The 25688-nt window shown below is 44.9% G+C and carries 26 protein-coding genes; 12 read left to right on the top strand and 14 right to left on the bottom strand.

Annotation, left to right across the window (positions count from 1 at the left end):
- Nucleotides 1-37 precede the first annotated feature (37 nt).
- Complete coding sequence (apaG, locus tag L4D78_RS12285) at nt 38-421, top strand: Co2+/Mg2+ efflux protein ApaG (RefSeq protein WP_428467191.1); 384 nt, start codon at nt 38-40, stop codon at nt 419-421.
- Between the two features lie 8 nt (nt 422-429).
- Complete coding sequence (locus tag L4D78_RS12280; protein ID WP_428467190.1) at nt 430-1245, top strand: symmetrical bis(5'-nucleosyl)-tetraphosphatase; 816 nt, start codon at nt 430-432, stop codon at nt 1243-1245.
- Nucleotides 1246-1305: 60 nt separating this feature from the next.
- Here the strand turns inward: L4D78_RS12280 and folA are convergent, their stop codons facing one another.
- The 7 genes from folA to rplU all read right to left on the bottom strand — a co-directional run bounded on the left by folA (nt 1306) and on the right by rplU (nt 6106).
- Entirely contained in the window at nt 1306-1788 is a 483-nt protein-coding gene (gene folA, locus L4D78_RS12275; protein WP_428467189.1) for a type 3 dihydrofolate reductase, read from the bottom strand.
- Nucleotides 1789-1809: 21 nt separating this feature from the next.
- Nucleotides 1810-2283 (bottom strand): threonine/serine exporter family protein, encoded by a 474-nt coding sequence (locus tag L4D78_RS12270; protein ID WP_428467188.1) that lies wholly within the window; start codon nt 2281-2283, stop codon nt 1810-1812.
- The gene (locus L4D78_RS12265; protein WP_428467262.1) at nt 2280-3071 is read right to left on the bottom strand and encodes a threonine/serine exporter family protein; all 792 of its coding nucleotides are present in this window, start codon (nt 3069-3071) and stop codon (nt 2280-2282) included. The genes L4D78_RS12270 and L4D78_RS12265 overlap by 4 nt, the downstream gene beginning before the upstream one ends.
- A 130-nt stretch (nt 3072-3201) precedes the next feature.
- Nucleotides 3202-4380: an Obg family GTPase CgtA gene (gene cgtA / locus L4D78_RS12260; protein WP_428467187.1), complete on the bottom strand. Its 1179-nt coding sequence runs from the start codon at nt 4378-4380 to the stop codon at nt 3202-3204.
- Nucleotides 4381-4527: 147 nt separating this feature from the next.
- A complete protein-coding gene (locus L4D78_RS12255) occupies nt 4528-5454 on the bottom strand; it encodes a DMT family transporter (protein WP_428467186.1) in 927 nt (308 codons plus the stop codon).
- A 64-nt stretch (nt 5455-5518) separates the two neighbouring features.
- A complete protein-coding gene (gene rpmA, locus L4D78_RS12250) occupies nt 5519-5776 on the bottom strand; it encodes a 50S ribosomal protein L27 (protein ID WP_005369901.1) in 258 nt (85 codons plus the stop codon).
- A gap of 18 nt (nt 5777-5794) precedes the next feature.
- Nucleotides 5795-6106 carry a 50S ribosomal protein L21 gene (rplU, locus tag L4D78_RS12245; RefSeq protein WP_428457418.1) on the bottom strand — a complete coding sequence of 104 codons (312 nt, stop codon included), beginning with the start codon at nt 6104-6106 and terminating at the stop codon, nt 5795-5797.
- Between the two features lie 416 nt (nt 6107-6522).
- On the opposite strand from rplU, the gene ispB reads away from it, so the two are divergent.
- Together ispB and L4D78_RS12235 are read left to right on the top strand one after the other, a co-directional pair.
- Complete coding sequence (ispB, locus tag L4D78_RS12240) at nt 6523-7494, top strand: octaprenyl diphosphate synthase (protein WP_428467185.1); 972 nt, start codon at nt 6523-6525, stop codon at nt 7492-7494.
- Nucleotides 7495-7643: 149 nt separating this feature from the next.
- On the top strand, nt 7644-7835 hold the full coding sequence (locus tag L4D78_RS12235; protein WP_428467184.1) for a hypothetical protein: 192 nt from the start codon (nt 7644-7646) through the stop codon (nt 7833-7835).
- Between the two features lie 97 nt (nt 7836-7932).
- On the opposite strand, the gene mdh is transcribed toward L4D78_RS12235, so the two are convergent.
- Nucleotides 7933-8868 carry a malate dehydrogenase gene (mdh, locus tag L4D78_RS12230; protein ID WP_428467183.1) on the bottom strand — a complete coding sequence of 312 codons (936 nt, stop codon included), beginning with the start codon at nt 8866-8868 and terminating at the stop codon, nt 7933-7935.
- Nucleotides 8869-9241: 373 nt separating this feature from the next.
- Between mdh and argR the strand changes: the two genes are divergently transcribed.
- The 4 genes from argR to L4D78_RS12210 all read left to right on the top strand — a co-directional run bounded on the left by argR (nt 9242) and on the right by L4D78_RS12210 (nt 14268).
- Nucleotides 9242-9712, top strand: coding sequence for a transcriptional regulator ArgR (gene argR, locus L4D78_RS12225; protein ID WP_428457422.1), 471 nt, complete (start codon nt 9242-9244; stop codon nt 9710-9712).
- A gap of 338 nt (nt 9713-10050) precedes the next feature.
- Complete coding sequence (locus L4D78_RS12220; protein WP_428467182.1) at nt 10051-11022, top strand: TAXI family TRAP transporter solute-binding subunit; 972 nt, start codon at nt 10051-10053, stop codon at nt 11020-11022.
- Nucleotides 11023-11147: 125 nt separating this feature from the next.
- Complete coding sequence (locus L4D78_RS12215) at nt 11148-13724, top strand: TRAP transporter permease (RefSeq protein WP_428467181.1); 2577 nt, start codon at nt 11148-11150, stop codon at nt 13722-13724.
- Nucleotides 13725-13818: 94 nt separating this feature from the next.
- Nucleotides 13819-14268, top strand: a complete 450-nt coding sequence (locus tag L4D78_RS12210; protein ID WP_428457425.1) for a universal stress protein — start codon at nt 13819-13821, stop codon at nt 14266-14268.
- 56 nt (nt 14269-14324) lie between these two features.
- Here the strand turns inward: L4D78_RS12210 and L4D78_RS12205 are convergent, their stop codons facing one another.
- Together L4D78_RS12205 and mpl are read right to left on the bottom strand one after the other, a co-directional pair.
- Nucleotides 14325-14942 carry a flavin prenyltransferase UbiX gene (locus L4D78_RS12205; RefSeq protein ID WP_428467180.1) on the bottom strand — a complete coding sequence of 206 codons (618 nt, stop codon included), beginning with the start codon at nt 14940-14942 and terminating at the stop codon, nt 14325-14327.
- Nucleotide 14943: 1 nt separating this feature from the next.
- Nucleotides 14944-16308 (bottom strand): UDP-N-acetylmuramate:L-alanyl-gamma-D-glutamyl-meso-diaminopimelate ligase, encoded by a 1365-nt coding sequence (gene mpl / locus L4D78_RS12200; RefSeq protein WP_428467179.1) that lies wholly within the window; start codon nt 16306-16308, stop codon nt 14944-14946.
- Between the two features lie 211 nt (nt 16309-16519).
- Between mpl and fbp the strand changes: the two genes are divergently transcribed.
- The 3 genes from fbp to L4D78_RS12185 all read left to right on the top strand — a co-directional run bounded on the left by fbp (nt 16520) and on the right by L4D78_RS12185 (nt 18709).
- Nucleotides 16520-17536, top strand: a complete 1017-nt coding sequence (fbp, locus tag L4D78_RS12195; RefSeq protein ID WP_428467178.1) for a class 1 fructose-bisphosphatase — start codon at nt 16520-16522, stop codon at nt 17534-17536.
- 178 nt (nt 17537-17714) lie between these two features.
- Nucleotides 17715-18245, top strand: a complete 531-nt coding sequence (gene ppa, locus L4D78_RS12190; protein ID WP_428467177.1) for an inorganic diphosphatase — start codon at nt 17715-17717, stop codon at nt 18243-18245.
- 77 nt (nt 18246-18322) lie between these two features.
- A complete protein-coding gene (locus L4D78_RS12185; RefSeq protein ID WP_428467176.1) occupies nt 18323-18709 on the top strand; it encodes a rhodanese-like domain-containing protein in 387 nt (128 codons plus the stop codon).
- A gap of 4 nt (nt 18710-18713) precedes the next feature.
- On the opposite strand, the gene L4D78_RS12180 is transcribed toward L4D78_RS12185, so the two are convergent.
- The 3 genes from L4D78_RS12180 to tamA form a co-directional block, all read right to left on the bottom strand.
- The gene (locus L4D78_RS12180; protein ID WP_428467175.1) at nt 18714-19067 is read right to left on the bottom strand and encodes a gamma-glutamylcyclotransferase family protein; all 354 of its coding nucleotides are present in this window, start codon (nt 19065-19067) and stop codon (nt 18714-18716) included.
- Between the two features lie 78 nt (nt 19068-19145).
- Nucleotides 19146-22892: an autotransporter assembly complex protein TamB gene (gene tamB, locus L4D78_RS12175; protein ID WP_428467174.1), complete on the bottom strand. Its 3747-nt coding sequence runs from the start codon at nt 22890-22892 to the stop codon at nt 19146-19148.
- Entirely contained in the window at nt 22889-24610 is a 1722-nt protein-coding gene (gene tamA, locus L4D78_RS12170) for an autotransporter assembly complex protein TamA (protein ID WP_428467173.1), read from the bottom strand. The genes tamB and tamA overlap by 4 nt, the downstream gene beginning before the upstream one ends.
- Before the next feature lie 174 nt (nt 24611-24784).
- Between tamA and msrA the strand changes: the two genes are divergently transcribed.
- The gene (gene msrA / locus L4D78_RS12165) at nt 24785-25414 is read left to right on the top strand and encodes a peptide-methionine (S)-S-oxide reductase MsrA (RefSeq protein WP_428467172.1); all 630 of its coding nucleotides are present in this window, start codon (nt 24785-24787) and stop codon (nt 25412-25414) included.
- 1 nt (nt 25415) lies between these two features.
- On the opposite strand, the gene L4D78_RS12160 is transcribed toward msrA, so the two are convergent.
- Nucleotides 25416-25622 carry a DUF1107 domain-containing protein gene (locus L4D78_RS12160; RefSeq protein WP_428457434.1) on the bottom strand — a complete coding sequence of 69 codons (207 nt, stop codon included), beginning with the start codon at nt 25620-25622 and terminating at the stop codon, nt 25416-25418.
- Nucleotides 25623-25688 lie beyond the last annotated feature (66 nt).

Here is a 25688-nt window from a genome sequence, read left to right as displayed (position 1 = left end):
TTTGCCCAATGCGCAGTTTTAGAAAGGAAGCAAAGCAATGACAACGACTGTGACCCCTACGATAAGATGCCGTGTAGTCACTCACTACATTGAAGACCAATCTGAACCAGAAAATCAGCGTTATGTGTTTTCTTATACCATCACCATTGCTAATTTAGGCAGCGGCAGTGCCCAACTGCTTAGCAGGCATTGGCTTATCACCGATGCAAATGGTAAAAAACTCGTTATTGAAGGTGAAGGCGTTGTTGGCGAGCAACCGCTTATTCCTGCGAAAGAAGAATACACATATACCAGTGGCACGATCATCGAGACCCCCCTCGGTGTTATGCAAGGGCACTATGTCATGGTTAATGAACATGGCGATGAATTCAACGCTGAAATTTCTCCATTTCGTCTTTCCATCCCCAATATTCTCCATTAAGGGCAACTATGTCGACTTACCTTGTCGGTGATATTCAAGGCTGTTTTGACGATCTCTGCGAACTACTTGATCAAGCAAATTTTAACCCGCAACAAGACGAACTTTGGCTCGCTGGCGATCTCGTTGCCCGAGGTCCAAAATCACTCGAAACACTCCGTTTTGTTAAAGGGCTAGGTCACCGAGCCACAACAGTACTCGGCAATCATGATCTTCACTTATTAGCTGTCGCCAATGGTATTGCAAAAAGTAAAGCCAAAGACAAAACCCAAGCCATTCTTGATGCCCCAGATCGCGATGATCTCCTTGATTGGCTACGTCATCAGCCTCTATTTGCCGAACACCCAACGCATCAACTCGTGATGAGCCATGCAGGCATTAGCCCCCAGTGGGATCTAGCGACCACGCATCAACAAGCCCGCGAAGTCGAACGGCTTCTCCAAGGAGAAGACTACCTCTGGCTACTTAAAAATATGTATGGGAATGGCCCTGACAAATGGTCTTCAGCATTGCAGGGGATCGAGCGCTACCGCTATACCATCAACGCCTTTACCCGCATGCGTTTTTGTTACCCTGACGGGCAATTAGACATGGATTGCAAGCTCTCGCCAGAACAAGCCGCTTCGAGTGATCTTAAACCTTGGTTCACCCTCCCTCGCCCACCGATTAACAAAAAAATAATCTTTGGTCATTGGGCCGCACTGATGGGTTATGAAGATGAGCAAGTCATTGGTTTAGACACTGGTTGTGTCTGGGGAAATAGCATGACACTACTCCGCTGGGAAGATGGGGTAAGATTCGAACGTGCCTGCCCGGTTCATGCGTAGATCATCGCTTATCGCCATTTAACTATGGTTTGGGGCAGGCACAATGCCTGCCCAAAGCGATCAGTTGCGATTTAGAATCACAAAACGCATATCATGAGCATTCTTTTCATCTGCACGATACTCTTCACTATGAACCTCTTGCCAACCTTCTCCCCAATTAGGGAAACAGGTATCGCCATCCACATCGAGATCGATAAAAGTTAAGTACAAGCAATTTGATTCAGGCAGGCAAGCACTATAAATGCTTCCTCCGCCAATGATCATGAGCTCTTCAACATCACCAGCGGCTTGTTTCGCTTCCTCGATATCAGAAACAACGGTTATACCTTCGGCTTTAAATTCAGGGTTTCGACTGATCACAATGTTTAATCGACCAGGTAATGGACGACCAATTGATTCAAATGTTTTGCGCCCCATCACAATTGGCTTACCCAGTGTCATTTGCTTAAACCAAGCAAAATCTGCAGGTAAATGCCATGGCATGGCATTGTCTTTACCAATCACTCGTCCATTTGCCATTGCAGCGATCATACTGATCTTCATCTTATCTCCCTCAACTTTTGGTTATACCACTGGTCGGCGACGATAAAACAATAAGCCAGGCATTGCTAGTCCAATTGCTAGCGCAGCCACGACAAATACCGCTTTAAGTACATTCTCGATAAGTAACGCCCACACCTCAGGTGTAAAGCCGCGATGATTAATTTCAACCAAGGCAATCATCGCTTTAAACGCAAAAACACCGGGCACCATCGGGATCATAGCAGCAACGGTAAACACTTTAGGGTGAGCCAAAAAGCGATGCGACCAATGTACGCCAATCATGCCGACAAGCGTCGCAGCACATAACGTCGCCCATTCAACGGATAAACCATAGTGCATCAGCGTAAAACGGCACCCATGTCCTATGGCGCCACCTATTGCGCAATATTTTAGGGCCTTAACGGGAACATTGAATACCAACGCAAACCCGACGGCAGGAATCGCCGCAAAAAACATATCATCAAGCAGTGCTATTAAAAATGTTGAAGTGATCATGACAACCATCCCCATACACCCAGTATGTTCATCGCACCCACAATTCCCATGCTTGTCGCGAGAGTAAGTAAGGTTGCCATTGTCCAACGGGCAATCCCCATATTCACGAACCCTTTGACCATATCAGAAATAGCATTAATTAAAGGAAAACCAGGCACTAACATCAATACCGAAGAAGCCATTGCTAGAAAAGGAGTTTCGCCAATTTGATAAACCTGCCCGAGCCCCGCAATCAGCGTTGTGACAAATGCCGTAATTCCAAAATTTAGTAGGGGGTTAAAATGACGATGCGCAATTTCTTGTCGAACAAACATACCGATAGAAGAGGCGAAAAAGGTAAGTAAAAATACTGGCCAATCGCCCCCAGCCAAACGACTGAAAGAGGCACAAGATAATCCAATCATAAAGATAACCAGATAACGGTTATAGCGCAGAGGCTTAATTTTTTCTAACCGTTGATGCACACCGTCAATATCTAACATTCCGCGCTCAGCCATAATGCAAACACGTTGAATTTCAGTCACGACCTGCATATTAATCCCTCGGTCCTGACAACGTCGCGTTGTCGTAATACACCGTCCGTGGCTTAATGTGGTCAGTACCATTGAGCTGGCCGACAATGAAACCTCGACACTCTCGGCCCCCAAAGCTAACCCTAACCGCCTGGCGACATCCATCACCAATGTACTCTCTGCTCCATGCTGTAATAACCTCTGCCCTGCAAGTACAGAAAGTCGAGATATCTCTCTCTGTATCAACTCTGGCAATGGATTATCTTCCGCTTGCATAATTGCACCTATCACTTCAATCGAAATAAATGTCATTAATTATCATACAAATTGGAGCGGCAGGGTTTGATAAGGCACAAAAAAAGCCGCTATCAAAGCGGCTTTTTATCTGGCGTTATGAAATTCGCGATTATGGCTTGTAGATGATCTCTACATCATAATCGTCTTCGTCCCAATCATCCCAGTCATCATCGTCATCACTCTTATCAGCTTGTTTAACTTGCTGCTCGTGATAATCATCCCACTTGAACTCGGCTTTCTTATCTTCAGTCTCGTCTTCATCATCGTTATAGACAACAGCAGGCATCGACTCAATTTGGGTCATAAGATCATACGTTAGATCTTTTGTCCCCGTACGGTTCAGTGCTGAAATACAGTAATACTTGTCTTCCCATGCCAACGCATCCAAGATCTCTTCGATCTTCGCCTGAGCTTCTTCTTCAGGCATCAAGTCAGCTTTATTAAAGACAATCCAACGTGGTTTATTCGTCAGCTTATCACTGTACTGGTTCAATTCGTTAATGATCGTAAACGCATTTTCGATCGGATCTGAACCATCAGCTGGCAGAAGGTCAACCATGTGAAGTAACACACGACAACGCTCTAAGTGTTTAAGGAAACGAATACCAAGACCAGCACCGTCTGCCGCACCTTCGATCAGGCCCGGAATATCTGCAACCACAAAGCTACGATCGCTATCGACACGTACCACACCAAGGCTTGGCACTAATGTTGTAAACGGGTAATCAGCAACTTTTGGCTTCGCCGCAGAAACAGAACGAATAAACGTCGATTTACCCGCATTCGGTAAACCAAGCATACCAACATCAGCCAGCAACAATAGCTCTAGTCGAAGGTGACGTACTTCGCCTTTCGTACCCATCGACTTTTGACGAGGAGCGCGATTAACAGAAGACTTATAGCGAGTGTTCCCCAAACCGTGGAAACCACCTTTCGCAACCATGATCTTCATACCATGCTGCGTCAAGTCTGCAATCACCTCACCCGTTTCTTCATCGATAGCGCGGCTACCAACAGGAACGGATAGGACTTTGTCGGCACCACGCTTACCAGTACAATTACCACCTCGACCATTTTCACCACGTTCAGCGGCATAGAATCGTACAAAGCGATAGTCAATCAGCGTATTAAGGTTTTCATCGGCCAGTAGGTAAACATCACCACCATCACCACCGTCACCACCGTCAGGTCCGCCTCTCGGTACATACTTTTCAGTACGAAAACTAACGGTACCATTACCACCGTCACCAGCATCGGCGCGAATTACCGCTTCATCTACAAACTTCATCTTTTTCTCCGCACTGTGGCGTTAAAATTTTTCACTTGAATGGCCTTTGCCACTCAGGTGCTATTAACCTATTGTAATACCAAATACCACGCTTAACAGGCTTCCCCTTCTGGGCTGTACTGACGAAGTACTGGTTTTGACCTTAACTCAGCTTCTTGGCCGTATTAACTTGTGGCCTATAGCGCAGAACATCGCACCACTCACTACCACAAACGCTCCCATATACCCGAAAGTATTCAGTGAAGCAGGCGTAAAATACGCTGGCCAGACAAGGCTCGCGAGATCAACAAATAAAATAGTAAATAAGGGAGCTAAGGTGATCACAGCACTCACTTGCGAGGCCTGCCACCGTGCCATTGCTTCGGCAAATGCTCCATAACCAACTAGCGTATTCATGCAGCAAAATAGCAGCATACCCAATTGGCGTTGATCCATCAGTAGGATCTGATCTGGCTTTGCTAACGGCGTCAGCATCAAAGTACAGATCACATAGATCATCAATAAGATCTGTGGTGAGCTGTAATGCTTGAGCATCGTTTTTTGAGCGAGCCCATATACGACCCAAACAATAGCAGCTAAAACTGCAAACAGCACACCGGTAGTATAGCCACTGAAGCTCGTAAACAGCTCAGCAAGACGCTCGTTAAAGAACAGCAACAGCCCTGCAAGTAAACACGTTACTCCAATGATCTGATGTCGTCCTAATGTTTCTTTGAACACCCAGACACTCGTCAGCAGCAGCATCACAGGAGCCAACTGCATAATGACCTGCACAACAGGTGGGTTCAAGTACTCCAAAGAGCTATTAAACAACACAAAGTTACCTGCTAGCCCTAGGCTTGCGAGGAATAAGATTGTGCCATTTTTCACACTTAAGGTTTTCACTGACGGCAACTGCTTTCTAAAAGAAAGCCATAAGCCAAGGCCTACGGATGCAGTAATAAAGCGATACCAAACAATGGTAAACGGATCCATTACTTCAACAGCTTGCTTCATTGCAATTGGTAAGGCTCCCCAGAATACTGCGGTCAGTAATGCCAGCATAATCCCCATAGTAGGGTTGTATTGCGGCATGGTGCCTCCAATAACAAAAAGCCCCGCCAATAGGCAGGGCTTTATAATTCGTTACGAGACTGAATTATTCAGCTTCGATAGATACGAATTTACGGTTCTTAGGACCTTTAACTTCAAACTTCACTTTACCGTCAGATAGAGCGAAAAGAGTATGGTCTTTACCTAGGCCTACGTTGTTACCAGCGTGGAATTTAGTACCACGTTGACGAACGATGATGTTACCTGCTAGTACAGATTCGCCACCGAAACGCTTAACACCAAGACGTTTACTTTCTGAATCGCGGCCGTTGTTAGTAGAACCGCCAGCTTTTTTGTGTGCCATCTTTAAATTCTCCTGTTATTAAGCGCTGATGCCAGTAATTTTGACTTCAGTGAACCACTGACGGTGGCCCGCTTGCTTACGAGAGTGCTTACGACGACGGAACTTAACGATTTTAATTTTATCGCCACGACCGTGTGTAACTACTTCAGCAGTTACTTTACCGCCAGCTACGAAAGGTGCACCTACAGTTACTTCTTCGCCATTAGCTACTAGAAGTACTGAGTCAAATTCAACATTAGCGCCTGTTTCAGCGTCTAATTTTTCTAAGCGTAAGGTCTGGCCTTCGCTTACACGGTGTTGTTTACCACCGCTTTGGAAAACAGCGTACATGTCTTACTCCGCTTGTCCGCATAGGCCATTAGCCACATATAGATCGGGCTATGGGTATGCGCTTAATCTTGTCATCAATAGGGCGCGAATGTTACGTGAAAATGGAGCTACTGGCAACCCATTAGACAAAGAAAATTGGTGAAAAGCTGGTCAGTAATAAAAGTCGTTGATTTAAACACAATCGAGATTATGAAGATGGTAGTCTTATAGTGTAATATTCGATAATTATTCTTAGCCGCAAATTAACAATATTTAGACTAAACAACCCACTTGTGGTTTAGTTATCAAACGTTTTTACCCACCGCATATTGCTGTTGCATAAGGCTGGTTGATAAACACCGTTTGTTGTAAGTGTACTGTCAATTTGCAGACTTAACATTCCGCCGATGTGCGGCAAACTATTAGCTGGATGTACAATGGATTTCAAAGCTATCCAAGCGCTCACTGCCAACGATATGGCAGAGGTCGACGCGAAGATACTGGCTCAACTGAACTCAGATGTGGCCCTCATTAACCAACTAGGCTTCTACATTGTCAGCGGTGGTGGTAAACGCCTTCGTCCAATGCTTGCTGTTCTTGGCGCGCGAGCGCTTGGCTATGAGGGTGATAAACACATAACAGCGGCTGCTTTTGTCGAATTTATCCATACAGCGACATTATTGCATGATGATGTGGTTGATGAATCAGACATGCGCCGTGGCAAAGATACGGCGAATGCCCTATTTGGCAACGCTGCAAGTGTGCTTGTTGGCGATTATATTTACACCCGCTCATTCCAAATGATGACAAGCCTAAGATCCTTGAGGATCCTTGACATTATGAGTGAAGCGACCAACGTCATTGCCGAAGGTGAAGTACTGCAGTTAATGAACTGCAATGATCCTGACACGACCGAAGATAGCTATATGCAGGTTATCTATTCGAAGACGGCCCGTTTGTTTGAAGCTGCCACTCAGATCTCTGCTATTTTAGCTGAAGCACCTGCAGATATTGAATCTGCAATGCAAGATTATGGCCGCTACTTAGGCACAGCCTTCCAGCTAATTGACGACGTACTTGACTATAATGCTGATGGTGCTGAAATGGGCAAAAATGTGGGTGACGACCTTGCTGAAGGTAAACCTACACTACCATTACTTCATGCTATGCATCATGGTAATAGCGAACAAGCCTCAATGATCCGTGAAGCGATTGAACAAGGTAATGGTCTCGATAAGCTTGAACCTATCCTCGCCTGTATGCGCGAAGTGGGTTCACTGGAATACACTCAACAACGTGCAGAAGAAGAAGCAGAAAAAGCGATTGCCTGCCTGTCACCTCTTGCTGAAAGTGATTATAAGTCAGCCCTTGTGGCCCTTGCCCACCTTGCAGTAAACCGCAATAAATAAGCAAAAGTAAAACGCCTACTATAAAGCCTGCTTTGAGCAGGCTTTTTTGATCTTATACCATTCTCGCGCCATTCCATAGACTCGTTGAACCAGTTCCCGATCAACTATAGTTAACTCATGGATCCTGATGATCCACCAAGGAGCGTGCCATGCAAGCAACAGAGTTAAAACCCGGAATGAGAGTGGAATGCCAACACGGGGTTGCCGAGATCATCGACATCGATCAAACCCACAATACTGCGATCATAGAAAGCATGGCGGATCATCGCCGTGTAAACATCAACTGTGATGATATTATCGATCAACCTCAGTTACATACGGGTTGCGATAGCTACTACTAACTTAAGATATCAACTCGCCAAGCAGTACATGAGGTTAACGCGACCAAAAAAAGCGGCCTATGGCCGCTTTTTAAATACGATGGCTATGACTAACGCATTACTTTGCGAATTCTTCGCCCTTCGTAATATCACCGTGAAGTGTTTCTAGCATGCTCTCTAAAGCATCTTGCTCGAAGCTGCTTAGCGTGCCGTAATCCATCACTTCCTCGACACCTTCTTTACCTAGCAAGACTGGTTGCGCGAAGAAACGAGCGTGTTTGCCATCACCTTCCACATAAGCACACTCAACAACACCGCCTTCACCTTGTAGTGCTTTCACTAAAGAAAGGCCGAAGCGACATGCTGCCTGACCCATCGATAACGTCGCAGAACCACCGCCCGCTTTAGCTTCAACAACTTCAGTACCTGCATTTTGAATGCGTGGCGTAAGTGCTTTGATTTCTTCTTCTGTGAACTCCACACCTTCAACTTGTGAAAGTAGAGGAAGAATCGTCACACCAGAGTGGCCACCGATCACAGGTACATTTACCTGAAGAGGATCAACGCCTTTAAGTTCAGCTACAAAGGTTTCAGAACGGATAACATCAAGCGTTGTCACGCCAAATAGTTTGCGCTTATCGTAAACACCCGCTTTCTTCAATACATCTGCGGCAATTGCCACTGTAGTATTTACAGGGTTAGTGATAATACCCACACAAGCTTTAGGACAAACGACCGCGATTTTCTCCGCCAATGCTTTAACGATACCGGCATTTACATTGAATAGATCCGCACGATCCATACCTGGTTTTCGTGCAACACCGGCAGAAATTAGAACAACATCCGCACCTTCTAGTGCAGGTGTTGGATCTTCACCACCATAACCCTTGATAGAAACAGGAGTTGGGATATGGCTTAAATCAGCAGCAACGCCTGGAGTGACTGGCGCGATATCATACAGAGCTAAATCAGACCCTGCAGGCAGGCGGTTTTTTAGCAATAACGCCAACGCCTGGCCGATACCGCCGGCCGCACCAATTACAGCAACTTTCATGTTCGTTCTCCTTTACGATAGAAGTATATGATTTTCAGACCTAATTATATGAAATCACAATAAATTAATAATATGATTTGATATTACAAGCTAGTAATCACTGACGTTATAGCAAGCTCATCGTAAATACAATCAAACACAGTGAGCTTTGCGATGTTGCGCATAGGCCAGAATAAAATGTGCTACATGAGCGTAACATTTAACCGTCAGTGCTTAGCCCTCAAAAATTCAAAATAATGCATATATCACAATATTTATTCATTAAGAGCCTCTATAATGGTGATACAAGCACCAGTTTACTTGAACACTGTTTGCTAGTGGTCAAAAGGTTATGCCAAAATACAGCACCTCGTCCTGTACATGAAATTTACTTATGCGAAATTCAGATAAACAAGAACGCCTTGTTAAAGCATTCAAAGCGATCCTAAAAGAAGAGAAGTTCAGCTCTCAAGGCGAGATCGTCGACGCTTTGAAGGCTCAGGGCTTCGATAACATCAACCAATCTAAGGTATCACGTATGCTCACCAAGTTTGGTGCCGTACGTACCCGTAATGCCAAGATGGAAATGGTGTACTGCTTACCGATTGAGCTTGGTGTTCCAACCACCAGCAGTCCATTAAAAGAACTTGTAATGGAGATAGGCTACAACAGTGCACTTGTTGTGATCCATACAGGACCTGGCGCTGCGCAGGTTATCGCTCGTCTACTTGATTCTTTAGGTAAAGCTGAAGGGATCTTAGGCGTAGTGGCAGGTGATGACACCATTTTCATCACCCCAACGAATACGATTTCGACAGAGGAGCTATTCGACTCCGTATGCGATCTATTTGATTACAGTAAGTAAAACCCCCTTTCTTACTTCTCGATACTGGGCAGGAACCACCTTTTCCCGACCATCCTGCCTGGTATTAATGAGAGTTACATCACAATCAAGCAAACTTTTATAGTTAAGTTAATCCCTCTGCAAATCATTGATAGATTTATATAATTATTCTTAATTATTATACTGTCAGCTCCAATTTCCACTTTAAAAACTCAAAAAGTCATTAACATAATTTTAAATTCATTCTTCTATTTTGCTATCATCTTGATGATTTAGATATGTAATACCCAAGGTATATGCCTTTTCCATCGATGGAAAAACTCCTTAACGGGAATAACAATAATTAGGAAGGGACAAACATGGCATTAAGACAATTCATCACAATGAGTGCACTTGCAGCAGCAGTTATGACAACAGGTATGGCTAGTGCACAAGCTCAAAGCTTTATTACTATTGGTACTGGTTCTGTAACTGGCGTTTACTACCCAACAGGTGGTGCTATTTGCCGACTCGTCAATGCTGATCGTAAAGAACACAATGTTCGCTGTTCAGTGGAGTCAACTGGCGGCTCTATCTACAACGTAAATACCATGCGTGCCGGTGAACTTGATTTTGGCATTGTGCAGTCAGATTGGCAGTACCACGGCTACAACGGTACCAGCAAATTTGAAGAGCAGGGTCCATATAAGAAATTACGTGCAGTATTCTCACTCCACACCGAACCATTCAATATCATTGCCCGCACCGATGCCGGTATTAACGGTGTTGAAGATTTAAAAGGTAAACGTGTCAATATCGGTAATCCTGGCTCTGGCGACCGCGCAACCATGGGTGTTGTAATGGACGCGATGGGTTGGACAAACAAAGACTTTAAACTGACTTCTGAACTAAAGGGTTCTGAACGTTCTCAAGCTTTGTGTGACAACAAAATTGATGCCTTTGTGTATGTTGTTGGCCATCCAAACGGTTCAATCAAGGAAGCAACAACGTCTTGTGATGCGAAACTAATCTCAGCAACAGGCCCAGCTATCGATAAAATCGTAGCCGATAACCCTTACTATGCAAAAAGCACCGTTCCTGGTGGCATGTATAAAGGCACAGTCGATGACGTAAATAGCTTCGGTGTTGCGGCGACACTTGTTTCGTCAACAGATGTATCAGATGACGTTGTATACGCACTGGTAAAATCAGTATTTGAAAATTTTGATACGTTTAAACGCCTACACCCTGCCTTTGCTAACCTGAAGCCTGAAGACATGGTCAAAGAAGGCCTATCAATCCCACTTCATCCGGGTGCAGTGAAATTCTATAAAGAAGCTGGCTACTTATAATTTAATCCAGATTCACTGTGGCATTTTTGCCATTTATGCGCCGCTTTTGCGGCGCATATTGTTTTTATTAGCCCATACTAAACACAATAATTTTTACTACCTAGACCATCAAAAAAGGATTATGCATGGCGAAGACAACTCAATCGTCGACAGATGTGCAAGATATGGTGGCTCAGGCTGATACAGGGGCAAGAAGCCCTGCTGGACTGTCTGGACGTATCTTGTGGTTCGTGCCACTGTGCTGGTCACTGTTCCAGCTTTGGTATGCATCACCATTACCATTTATCTTTAATTTTGGCGTACTAAATGACACCGAGGCGCGCTCAATTCACCTCGCTTTTGCCATTTTCTTAGCTTTTACTGCTTACCCAGCCCTCAAACGCTCACCAAGAGATCGGATCCCGGCCGCTGACTGGATACTGGCTCTCGCTGGCAGCTTTTCATCAGCGTATATCTACTTATTCTATACCGAGCTTGCAGGTCGTTCAGGAGCGCCAACCCAACCCGACATTATCGTCGCAGCCATTGGTATGCTACTGCTACTTGAAGCAACCCGTCGTGCACTGGGTCCCCCATTGATGGTCGTCGCTGCAGTATTTCTACTGTACACGTTCGGCGGCCCACACATGCCGGATGTTATTGCCCACAAAGGAGCAAGCCTCAATAAGGCAATGTCCCACCTGTGGCTAACAACAGAAGGGGTATTTGGGATAGCCGTCGGGGTTTCAACCTCATTTGTTTTCCTGTTTGTATTATTTGGCGCAATGCTGGATCGGGCAGGGGCAGGCGCTTACTTTATTAAAGTGGCTTTTTCACTACTCGGGCATATGCGTGGCGGCCCAGCGAAAGCCGCTGTCGTAGCATCTGGCTTATCTGGTTTAGTCTCTGGCTCGTCGATTGCAAACGTTGTAACAACGGGTACCTTTACCATTCCACTGATGAAAAAAGTGGGCTTTCCCGGCACTAAAGCAGGCGCGGTCGAAGTCGCGGCTTCAACTAATGGCCAGCTAACCCCTCCAATTATGGGTGCGGCAGCATTCTTGATGGTTGAATACGTCGGTATTTCTTATGTTGAAGTGATAAAAGCAGCCCTGCTTCCAGCACTGATTTCATATATCGCACTGATCTATATTGTTCACCTTGAAGCTTGTAAAGCCGGTATGTCTGGCCTTAAACGCCGCTATAAACCTACGATTTCTCAAAGTTTCTTCTCATTTGCGACAACCGTTGTCGGCCTAATCGTAATGAGCGCGATTGTTTATTACGGTATTGGTTGGACTAAAGGTGTATTTGGTGCAGCAGCAACACCAATGATCGCAGTAATAATCTTGATTGCTTACGTCGCCCTCGTGAAATACTCCGCGAGTTATCAAGACCATACGCTTGAAGATCCAGATGCCGAGATCACGGAAGTCCCCGACCCCGGCCCGACAGTGAAGTCAGGGCTTTACTTCCTACTGCCTATTGTCGTATTGGTATGGTGCCTCACTGTTGAGCGTTTCTCTCCAGGCCTCTCTGCATTCTGGGCAACCGTCTTCATGATTTTCATTTTATTAACTCAGCGCCCACTATTAGCGCTATTTAATAAAGAAAAGACATTGCCAGCGGCTGCATTGGAAGGCGTTCATGACTTACTAGAAAGCTTAGTCTCCGGTGCCCGCAATATGATTGGCATTGGTGTGGCTACAGCTGCAGCAGGGATCGTGGTTGGCGTTGTGACACTGACAGGGATCGGCCTTGTCATGACCGAGTTTGTCGAGTTTATCTCGGGTGGTAACATCATACTGATGTTGTTATTTACCGCTTTAATTAGCTTGATCCTCGGGATGGGTCTACCAACAACGGCAAACTACATCGTCGTTTCAACCCTAATGGCACCCGTTATCGTTACACTTGGGGCACAAAATGGGCTTATTATCCCATTAATTGCAGTCCACCTCTTTGTGTTTTACTTTGGTATTCTGGCTGACGACACCCCTCCTGTTGGGCTCGCTGCATTCGCCGCGGCCGCTATAGCTAAAAGTGACCCGATCCGTACCGGTATTCAAGGCTTTACTTATGATATCCGTACTGCCATTTTGCCATTCATGTTTATCTTTAATACCCAATTATTATTGATGAATATCGATTCTTGGTGGCACCTAACACTTACGGTGTTATCCGCCATCATAGCCATGCTGACCTTTTCTGCCGCTACACAGGGTTGGTGGTTCACCAAAACAAAATGGTGGGAGGTCATCGCCTTACTGCTTATCACCTTCACGTTATTCCGACCTGGCTTCTGGTGGGATATGGTTTACCCAGCCAAACACGAAATGCCTGGTACCTTCATTACCGAAGCTGCAGGTAAGCTTAAGATCGGCCAACCGCTAGAGCTGCAAGTCAGTGGCGAAACACTTGAAGGTAAGTGGGTATCAAAGCACGTATTACTCCCATTTGATGAGACCGCAGTAACCCCAGAAGAGCGAATTAGTTCCATGGGCTTAATGCTTCGCCAAGATGACACGAAAATGATCGTCGATATGATTGAATTTGGTAGCTCTGCAGAAGCAGCTGGTATCGACTTCGATTGGGAGATCACAACGGTTAGCTTACCTGCAATAAGGCCAATGAAGGAGTGGGTGTTTGTGCCTACGTTGTTAATATTAGGTGCGATCGGAGCTAATCAGCGCCGCCGAGCAAAACAGCTAGGTCATGCTTAATTGGCATTGATAGGATGATCCCTCTCAAAATGGGATCATCCTTACTGATGTACACTATAGGAAGTAACTATCCCATTTGGTAAAGAGACACACTATGTATAAGCAGATATTGGTTCCTGTCGATTTAAATGAGCAAGGCTTTGCAGATAAAGCAGTTGAGCTTGCGGTATGGCACGCCAAACATTCAAATGCCACTATCCACTTGCTCAACGTGTTGCCGGGGATCCATATGGCAATGGTTTCAAGCTATTTCCCCAAAGATGCTGCACGTAAAATGATGCAAGATGCTCAAAAGCAGCTAAAGGCATTTGCTGAAAATTACATTCCAGCAGAAATAGTTCATCATCAATATGTTTCTGAAGGAAAAACGTGGACCACGATTTTAGATCATGCCGAACGTGTCGGTGCAGATCTTATCATCATGCCAAGCCATAAGCGTTCAAAAATCGATAAAGTTATGCTTGGCTCAGTCGCGGCCAAAGTGGTCGAAAACTCTCCAATCAACGTGCTGGTACTTAAGCCACAAGAACATTTGAGTGAATAAAAGAAGCCCGCAGCAGTGCGGGCTTTTTCTTGTTAGTTTAATGATTCAATGCAAAATCATTGCCTATGATCATATCCCCATCGCGGTACAAGCCCTTGCTCTACGCCAAGATGATCTAGAATACGTGCCACCATAAAATCGACTAAGTCTTCAATGCTGGTTGGTTGATGATAAAATCCCGGCGCTGCTGGCATAATCGTTACCCCCATTTTTGATAACTTAAGCATATTCTCTAGGTGTAATGTTGAAAAAGGCGTTTCACGAACGACCATTAACAATTGGCCTCGCTCTTTCATCACGACATCAGCAGCACGTTCAAGTAAATTATCTGACATGCCATGGGCCACTGACGCCAATGTGCCTGCAGAGCATGGGCAAACTACCATTGTTTTCGGTGCTGCAGAGCCTGATGCGACAGGTGAAAACCAATCATCTTTTCCACAGACTTCCAACCGCTCAGTGCTATACCCTAAGTGCTTACACAATGCTTGTTTAGCTGCTTCTGGTCCAGATGGTAATTTCAAACCATGTTCCGTAGCTAACACAACACGAGCCGCCGATGAGATCAATAAATAAACGTGATAGTCAGCTGCTAGCAAACATTCGAGCAAGCGTAATCCATACGGAGCACCAGATGCCCCCGTCCAAGCTAAAGTGATCCGTTTATTATGCATTTTACTTCTCGTTTGCATTGGAGAGTGCTGTCAGTAGTTTGCTATGAATCCCACCGAAACCACCATTACTCATAACTAAAATATTGTCGCCAGGACGAGCTGAAGCAATGATACGCTCAACCAATACATCTAAATCAGCCTCGGTATAAGCTGGTTGATGGCAGAGCTCCGCAATTTCATCGACAGACCATGGAATAGTGTCTGGTTGATAAATATAAACTTCATCGGCAGCTTGAAGCGCTGGCGCAAGATCAAGCTTATGCACACCAAGTTTCATGGTATTCGATCGAGGCTCTAAAACAGCAAGAATACGCTGCTCACCCACCTTGGCACGTAACCCCTCCAAAGTAAGCTCAACGGCTGTAGGGTGATGAGCAAAATCGTCATACACCCGTATACCTTGCTGCTCACCTTTAAGTTCTAAACGGCGTTTAGTATTAATAAACTTACCCAAAGCCTCACAAGCCAAATCGGGAGTAACTCCAACATGCCTTGCAGCAGCAATGGCCATTAGCGCATTCTGAACATTATGCTCACCAATAAGATCCCAGTTAACGGTACCTACATTCGCTTTCTCAAAGTAAACATCAAAACAACCACCAGCCTCATCTTGCTTCTTCGCTTGCCAATGGCCATCTTCTCCGCTGTATTCCAGCTCACTCCAGCATCCCATAGCTAGAGTTTCATCTATCGCAGTAACACCTTTCGGTGCAAAAATTCGACCATTACCGGGAACGGTACGAACTAAATGATGGAATTGACGCTGAATCGCTTTCAAATCATCAAAAATATCTGCGTGATCGAACTCAAGATTGTTCATTACGAGCGTTCTTGGTCGATAATGAACAAACTTAGAACGTTTATCGAAAAAAGCACTATCGTATTCGTCCGCTTCGACGACAAAGAACATACTTTCACCTAACCGCGCGGAAACACCGAAGTTTCCGAGCACTCCCCCGACAAGAAATCCGGGCTGGTAACCGCAATATTCCAAGACCCAAGCCAGCATACTGGCAGTGGTCGTCTTACCATGAGTCCCCGCAACCGCCAGCACCCAGCGATCATGCAATAAAATTTCCTGTAACCACTGTGGTCCAGAGGTATAGCGTAAATTGTTATTAAGCACATACTCCACGCAGGGGTTTCCTCGACTCATTGCATTACCAACAACGACAAGATCGGGAGCAGGATTCAGTTGAGAAGGATCATATCCTTGTATTATTTCAATACCTTGCGATTCAAGCAAAGTACTCATCGGCGGATAAACGTTGGCATCGCAACCGGTCACTTTATGGCCAAGCTGACGCGCAAGTACAGCTGCACCGCCCATAAATGTGCCACAAATACCTAAAATATGAATATGCATAGCTGTCGACTCACAGGTAAATGATGATAACTTCACGCAAATGCGTTACTTCAGTACCATAAAAAAGATCTTTATATACAATTCTTTATACAGAAATAGACCACACACTATAAACATAGGCGAAAAGCCTACACAGGTATATCAATTGTCCGTTAGAGACATTGTACCTGACTTAACTACCCCCGATGACAACTTGATGCAAGGATTGTATATGTCCGATATTAGAACCCTTGGTGAGTTCATTGTCGAGAAACAAACTGACTTCCCCCATGCAAGTGGTGAATTATCTTCACTACTTGGCTCAATAAAACTTGCAGCTCAAATCGTCAACCGTGAAATCAACAAAGCAGGCTTAGTTGATATTACCGGTGCGATTGGTGGTGAGAATATTCAAGGTGAAGAACAGCAAAAGCTCGACGTTTACGCCAACGATAAATTTAAAGCAGCCTTAGAAGCACGCGATCAAGTGTGTGGCGTAGCCAGTGAAGAAGAAGACGAAGCCGTTGCCTTCGACAGAGAACTTAACCGAAACTCAAAATACGTTGTTTTAATGGATCCACTTGATGGTTCTTCAAACATCGACGTAAACGTTTCCGTAGGTACCATCTTCTCAATTTACCGTCGTGTTTCTCCAGCTGGTACACCAGCAGTAGAAGAAGATTTCCTACAACCTGGTAACCGTCAAATTGCTGCTGGTTATATCATTTATGGCTCATCAACCATGCTGGTATATACAACCGGTAACGGTGTGCATGGCTTTACTTATGATCCTTCAATTGGTGTATTCTGTCTTTCTCACGAAAACATGACTATTCCACAAGATGGAAAGATCTACTCAATTAACGAAGGTAATTACATTCGCTTCCCTATGGGTGTGAAAAAGTACATCAAACACTGCCAGGAAATTGTGCCTGAGGATAACCGTCCTTATACTTCACGTTATATCGGCTCGCTTGTGTCCGATTTCCACCGTAATTTATTGAAGGGCGGTATTTACCTGTACCCGAGTACAGCAACTCACCCTAACGGTAAACTACGCTTATTATATGAATGCAACCCTATGGCATTTATCATGGAGCAGGCTGGAGGGATTGCATCCGATGGTGCTAATCGCATCATGGATATTAAACCAACAGAGCTTCACCAGCGCGTACCGTTCTTCGTCGGATCAACCAATATGATCCACAAAGTCGAAGCGTTCATCAAAGAATTCCCCGAGCAACACTAATCGAACCAATTTACAGGCTGCACTTGCAGCCTGTTTCTTTTCAAGCATCATGTAATAATGCCAACCCTGCCGAAATTGTATCGTTGTTAATTGTTGCTATTAGACAAAGAATTAATGATGTTGCTATTATAAATTCAACATCACCAACAATTAGTTAACTTAACAAAAGGAAGAGATCATGAGCCTGAATCAGGTACCTGCCGGAAAGGACATCCCAGAAGATATCTATGTGGTCATTGAGATCCCAGCAAATGCTGACCCAATAAAGTATGAAGTTGATAAAGATACTGGCGCTATTTTTGTTGATCGCTTTATGTCGACCCCCATGTTCTACCCATGTAACTACGGCTACGTAAACCACACTCTCTCTCTCGATGGCGACCCTGTTGATGTTTTAGTACCAACACCCCATCCACTTGTACCTGGGTCAGTCATTCGTTGTCGTCCTGTAGGCGTACTCAAAATGTCTGATGAGTCAGGCGAAGATGCTAAAGTTGTTGCCGTTCCTCACAGCAAGCTGAGCAAAGAGTATGATCATATCAATGATGTGGATGATCTACCTGAGTTATTAAAAGCGCAAATCACACACTTCTTTGAGCGTTATAAAGAGCTTGAAGCAGGAAAGTGGGTAAAAGTCGATGGCTGGGAAGATGCTGCTGCAGCGAAAGAAGAGATCCTAGAGTCGTTTAAACGCGCTCAAGAGAATTAACATATTAAAAGGTTGCTGATAAATATCAGTGACCTTACCCTTTAGTTTCATCATCGCAAGTAAAGAAGGCAAGTAGAATGCGACGACGTATTATCACGACATTATCAGCGCTTGTTTTCGTGCTTTCCGCTGCAACACAAGCAGAAACAGTAACACCTGAACAATTTTGGCTTCAGCACCAAAGTGTACAACAAGGTAAACCGTTACTGATTGATGTCCGCACTAATGAAGAATTTATTGCTGGTCACTTACCCAACGCAATTAACATTCCTTATGATCAAATAGATCGCCTATCGACAATTGCAGCAGATAAAAGTCAGGTGATCTTTCTCTACTGTCGCTCAGGGCGACGTTCGGCCATTGCTGAAAGCTCTGTACTTAAACAAGGCTACGAACATGTGTATAACGGAGAAAGCTATGAGGCACTATTACAAGCATTACCACGCAGTATACAGCCTCAATAACCGCTCACCGCTCCCTTAAGCACCAATCCCCGTGATTGATAACAGGAAAGCGCTCCACTGGACGAGTATAAATATAGATCCAAGCTTGACCAAACTCCGTCTTGACCAGCGCCCGTAAGTATAAGACTGGGCACTCTTCAAGCCGATCGAGCTCAGCCATCACATCATCAGACACCTCATAGACTTCGCCAGTAATCGGCAAAGAAGGCTCCGCTGATATAATTGCGGGGTAATCACCTAAGTTATATAACCGATAGCCATTATTCACTTGGCATCGCCCTATATAAGTTTCCCGTACCAACAAGTGATGGTTACTCTCTCCTTTTCTCAAGGTGCCATACACAAATACTTTTTCCATGTATCCTCGACTTGTCACTCGGCAGGCGACATATCACCAAAAAAATAATCATATGCACCTACCTGAGATCTCAGGGCTTTAATTAAACTCAAACTGGTAAAGTAAATCCACTGCGCTATCAAGCCCAGAAACGACTTCGACATAAAGATCTTTCATTAAACGATAACGAACAGTAAATTCACCGATCGAGTCAAATATCCCGACACCGTATTTTACTTGTAGGCCCGGCGCAATATAACCACTGATCGTTACCTGAGACTCACTACCAGAACCCGAAGTATCAAGTGCCAAGTCTTGTACACCAAAGGCTTCACCAACATTACCCACCAGCTGCCCACTTTGTGCTAAACCCATACTGATCAAAGCCGTTGTCATGGCATCACCACTATCACCAGATTCACTATCAAGATCTTTGCCTCGTAGGATATACGACAAAGCATTTTGCTGTGGCATAGATGGATCCGAAAATATATCAATCCGAGGCTCGTCCGCAGGGCCTGTTACCCTGATCCCTGCAATCACATCATCTTCGATATTTTCAGGGTCCCGAATCGCTTCAATTGACAGATAAGGCTGATCAGCAGGGCCATTAAACAAAATCTGTCCTTTGCGGATCACCAGCTCTTGTGCAAATGAGCGATAGGTACCGTCTGTTAAGTTAATTTCACCGTATACCAATGGGCCCTTATTGTTCTGACGAACATTTAACTCTCCAATCAAGCCTGATTTCAAACCAAATGCAGAGAGTTGAACATCATCCCCCACCTTGACCAACACATTCGTTTTTACAGCGAAAGGCACAACAGGATCTTTATCTATCGGCTGTAGATCATCGGTTAACAATACCTCATCACTCGAAACGGATACCGCTGATTCTGGTAACTGGTCAACCGTAATACGTCCCCATGGAATACCAATACTACCTGTTATTTCAGCAAGCTTCGGTGAAGCTTTAATGGTTAAATCAGGTGATACTTTAAGAGCAATCATCGGCGGAACACTCACCTGAAGCTCGCGACCATTAACCCTTAACTGGCTTTCCCAGTTGGCTAAATCCTGCCAGTCAGCACTGCCCTTGAGTGCCAGTTTGCCATCAGGGGTAACTACATCGCCGTGCAACTGTGCCGAATAACCACTGAACGTTGCTGTAATATCTGCTTTCTCTATATCAACAGGAACGGTACGACCAATTGCTTCAACATTCATGATCTTCAATACCCCATTCACTTTGGGGTGCATCACAGGACCAGACATCGAGAGATTAGCATCCACTTGCCCATCAAACTGGTGGTAATCTCTTAGCAGTGGTTGTAAAAAACCCAGCATGAAGCGGTCAATTTTGAAGTTAGCTTCCAGCTGCTGATCACTCGTTAGCTGAGTTACGGTAGCCCGCCCAGAAAGGTCACCATTGTCTTTAACTGCAATCAGCCAATCGGCATTGACAGCATCCTGCTTCATTTCTGCATTCAGCGTCACGCTATCCCAGCCAACAGTAATCGCAGGTTCATCAGCCTCAAGTTGCTGAGTAACAGAGCCTGCGGGCAATCGTACATTTGCTTTTACATAAGGCGCAGATTCAGGAGCCCAGCTTGCTTCTGCATTAGCACCAACCATTCCCTTTAATTGCATCTCAGGAGGGAGAAACGGCTCTATCAATGCAAAATCAAACTGATTTACAGCAACCTTCGCATGGCCTGAAGCCCCGGCTTCAAGATTCTCGGTCAAACACAAAGAAGCCGATTTTTGTTGCCAACAGTGTGCGGTCACATTGGCCTGCTGGGTTTTGATATTGTAACCCAATGCCGTAGGCTGGTTCAGCCGCCAAGGGCCTATTTCAGTCGAAATCTCACCGTGAACCAGTGCACCTTGCCATCCCTGCTTTCTATCTAAGTCTCCAGTTAAACGGAGTGTAGTACTCACAGGTGTAGCATCCATATCAACATCAAGCTGATGCTGCTTTTCCGTTCCATTGAATAGCAATGAAAGCTGGTTAAGCTCAACACCGCCAGCTTTTCCTTTCGAAGCAAGTAATGAGATATCAGCATTGAGGGTTGGTATAGGCTGAATCTTACCCTTAACAATTAAACTCTCTAACGAAGCGACATCTTGCCAACCCAAGGTTTGGCCAACAAGATCGACCTGTAAGTTCGGCTCTGCCATCTTCCCACTCAGTGCTACGTCACCAGCAACACTGCCGCGAAGTCCAGGTACCGATTGTGATAAATCTGGCGCATTAATTTTAGCTGTCATATCCCATGTTTTAGCCAGCCGCCCCTCTGCCTTCAGGCTATTGGGGCCATGTCGCACAGAGAGGCCTTGAGTATTTAGTTCAATATCTCCTTTGCCGACTAAGTCTTTAGCTGTTAATTGGCCATCGAGATCCAAAGGCTGCTTCATCACAGTGCCATCAACATCCAACATTGGCAGTTCAACATACCAACCACCAGCCGCAGTCAGGCCACCAGATGTTTTTAGCTTGCCGTTTACATTGCCTTGGACATCTGGCCATTCAAGCTCTGGCTGAATTTGTGTAAACGCCAGCTCACCCTGCCAGTTAACCAGCTCTTTCCAATTCGCCTTCGCCTTACCTGTTACTTCCCCTCCCAGCGTTTTAAGTTCCAAACGGCTGAAATCAACGTGTGTTGTACTACCATTGCCGGCTAAATTAGCTCCAACCGCTGGCATTGGTTTACCATCAATGTCACTTTTAGCTGAGAAGGTAAATTTATCGAGGTCACCTTTTGCATCAATTTGAGTATCGGCAAGAACAAATTCTGCCTCTTGATCGAGCGGCCATTGAATATGCTGACTACGCAAATTTAAATCAAAAGGTAAGGTCGATTTCAATGGCGATATTTGCCCTGCTAACATCGCATCCAGCGTGCCTTTTAAACTGGCATCAAGAATTAATTCATCCAAGCTGCCCGTGACATTTAATGCTAACTGATGGCCACTAAGCGGGGGCATCGCAATATCAAGCCCTGCATCGAGAGACAGTGGATAGCCCCCCGTCAGACTGATTATGCCATTGGCATCCAACTTTGCCTGAGGGATCTCCAATTCAAGTTTCGTCAATGCAATGTCACTGCCGGTCGCTGTTGCCACCAACTCTAACTTCTCAACTGTTTGTGGTGTATCACCTTTTAGTTCAAACCCTGTTACGGTAAATCGCTGCACATCGATAGATAAAGGGAGCACAATGGTAGGTAGCACGATATCGGAGCTATCACTAGCTTCAGTTGACTCTGTCTCTGCTACGGGCTCTTCTTCCGATGCTGCCAGCATTAACGTAATACCCTGCCAATCTGTTGGTTTCAGAGTCAAGTTTCCGCTATTCATTTCAGCTGCAGTTGTAAAACGCTGCCAAGCAAGTTTATTACCCAATATATCTAAATCGATATTATTAAGGGCAAGCTGCTCAAGCCTTATGGGTAAAGGAAGAACAATCTCCGTTGTCGGCTCTGACGGCGCAGACTCAGTTTCAACGGAACTGTCAGGCAAGGTCGGTAAAGAAAAAGCCACCCCATCAACGGTCAGTGCCGAAATACAGATGGCAGGCTCCAGCAAACACTTATCATCAATCACCAAATTAAGTGATTGAACCGCTAATGCGGTACTGCCATCATCATAAGCAACCTGAGCTAGTGAAAATCCAGACAATAAGCTTCCAGAACTCTTTCCAACAGATAATGCAGGCAATGCTTTTTGCGCTCCCCATAAGGCTACTTTCACGCCTGCAGGGGTATACAATAAAGCAGCTATCGCGATAACAAGAATAACGAATAAAGCCAATAAGACTAATGTAATACGCTTTATCCAAATCATATCTCTGGCCCTAAAATAAAGTGAATTTGGAACTTGTCGTCTTCCTTATCAAGCCCCCACGCAAAGTCTAAACGGATCGGACCAACGGGTGATGCCCATCGAACACCGACCCCCGCACCGCTCAGCCATGTGGGTGTGTCTATCCATGCTGAACCATAGTCATAAAAAACAGCGCCCCACCAATCACCATACACTCGGTACTGATACTCAAGCGTTGATGTCAACATGTACTGACCACCACGACGCAGGCCATCACTGTCTCTTGGCGCGATAGACTCATAACTGTAACCGCGCAAACTATTATCCCCACCCACAAAAAAACGCATAGAAGGGGGAATATCTTCAAGCTTATCGGCAATCACAGCACCACCATCTAACCGAAATAAACCACGATGATTGTCTTGGTAGCTTCTTATCCACGCGGAGCGTCCCCTGAAACGGGCTAATCGCGTGTCAGATCCTAAAGCAGGGTCTGAATACTCAATAGAAATAAGCTGTTTATCCCCCCATGTAGGCATTGCACCACCACGCACTCGTGTTTTGTCATAACTAATCCCCGGGAGCACCATCGCTAACACGCCAGATTCTTGTTTACCCTGCTTATAGTCTTCATATAACAAACGTAACGAGGCGATCCGCTTCCAGCCAGATTCCAGCCGCCAATGCCGTTCTAAGCCAAGGTTATATTCAGTACTCACAGTGTCATGGTTATCAACATAACGAATACCACCAACAACTTGGTAATAATCATTAAGTACATCATCCAATGGGATTTTATATGCAGCTTCAATTTTAGGTTGGAGTTTAGAGAATTCTGCTTTCACATTTAGGCTATGACCTGCACTGTTAAGCCAAGGCTTACGCCAATTAAGCTTAAGGTTCATCCCTACATCCGTAGAGTAACCAATACCCGTTTCTACCTGATTTTTTACCTGAGGGGATACAACAACATTTATTGGCACGTTGTCATCTTCAAGGTTCGCGACATCTCCGCCCACAAAAAGAGAAGAAAACCAGCCGACGCCAGATAACCGCTGATTAAACTCACCTAATGTAGAAGCAAGGTATGGGTCCCCTTCATCGTATGGAATTAACGACTGAAGGCGGTCAAGTTCAATTTGACTCCCTTCAAACGTTGTTTCACCAAAGTTATAGCGCTGTCCAGCAGCAAACTCTATTGTGATAAAGGCTTCATTACGGCTAGGGGCAACTTCTAACTTGCTACTTTTTAACTCAGCATCGAAGTAACCTTTTCTGAGCGCTAAGCTACTCAATGATGATTTTAATGCTTCATATTTACCGTGGTTAAGTGTTTTCCCAAGCCCTAAACCACTATTTCTGACTAATGAAATAAAATCTGGATCACTCTTAGCCATCCCCGTTAATCGAATATTACTCCTGGCTATAACTGTTTTAGGTCCAGGGTCGACATCAACGACTAGCCTTTCACCATCACCATCGGCTTGGCTTTCATAGGTTATAATAGGATTGTAGCGCCCTAACGCTTTCAAACCATTGCGAATTTCTCCTTCAAGCTGTTCTCTAAATCGTAATGATGTGCTGTATTCTTTTTTAGGGATCGCAGAAACGTAAGCATCAACATTATCTTCCAAGCTTCCTTTAAGCCCTTTAATCGTTAGCGACGTTTCGGCGTATACATCCAATGTTGCCGAGAGTGCAAGTACGGCAAGGCTGCACCGTAAAATTATTTTTTTCATTCTTATTTTTACTTCATCAATAAGAGCATGATTGATATTCATCTTTAAGCATTTCTTAATTCTGACAAAGCTGAGCCATAACTGCCAACATTTTGACTTGAAAAAGTAATGAAGTTGAATCTCTTTCCCGTTTCCTCTACCTTGAAAAAACGACAGCATTATAAGGACGTCACGATGGCTAACAGTAAAAGTACACTACCCAATGCAGATTCCGCGTTAATTGGCAGAGCAACACCCATTACCCCGTCAGCATTGCATGCAATAAACAGCACCCCTCTTAATGATACGATCCCTGATGGGTTTGAGGAAATCATGTTTGGTATGGGCTGCTTTTGGGGAGCTGAGCGACTTTTTTGGCAACAACCAGGGACATACAGCACTGCCGTTGGTTATAGCGGAGGCTTCACCCCAAATCCAAGTTACGAAGAAGTATGCAGCGGTAAAACAGGGCATACTGAAGTTGTTAGGGTTATTTATAATCCTGTCGAGGTTTCGATTTCTAAGCTTCTAACCCTCTTTTGGGAAAACCACAACCCAACTCAAGGGATGCGCCAAGGTAATGACCAAGGTACTCAATACCGTTCGGCTATTTATACTTTCACCGAAGAGCAGTCTCAAGCGGCAAAGAAAAGTCAACTCAGCTATCAGTCCGCACTTCAAAACGGCGTAATTACAACTGAAGTTGCAGATGCTGGCACCTTTTACTTTGCTGAAGATTACCACCAACAATATTTAGCTAAAAACCCAGGAGGATACTGCGGACTTGCTGGTACAGGCATTTGTATGCCCCCAGAGCCAGAGTAAATCAGCTGATTTCTGCGAGGTGCTGAATTTCTCGGTTAACTTCACCAAGAACATTCAGCGCTTTCTTATCTTGTCTTTTCGGGGGCAGCAAACGCCCACAGTCAAATTCATAAGCTCCAACACCCATAATGAACAATCGACCTCGAAAGTAACTTTTCACATAACGAGCAATTTGATTCGGTCGGTATTGTTTAAATATTCTCAGCATAATTCCCTCTCAATCAGTCTTATTACAGACCGCTATCACGGCTAATGGTTTCAATAAAAAACGTCA

The organism is Photobacterium minamisatsumaniensis, assembly GCF_050336695.1.
In the GTDB taxonomy this organism is placed as follows: domain Bacteria; phylum Pseudomonadota; class Gammaproteobacteria; order Enterobacterales; family Vibrionaceae; genus Photobacterium; species Photobacterium minamisatsumaniensis.
The sequence above is the reverse complement of the archived record's forward strand: the minus strand, read 5'-3'. Positions and strand labels throughout refer to the sequence as shown.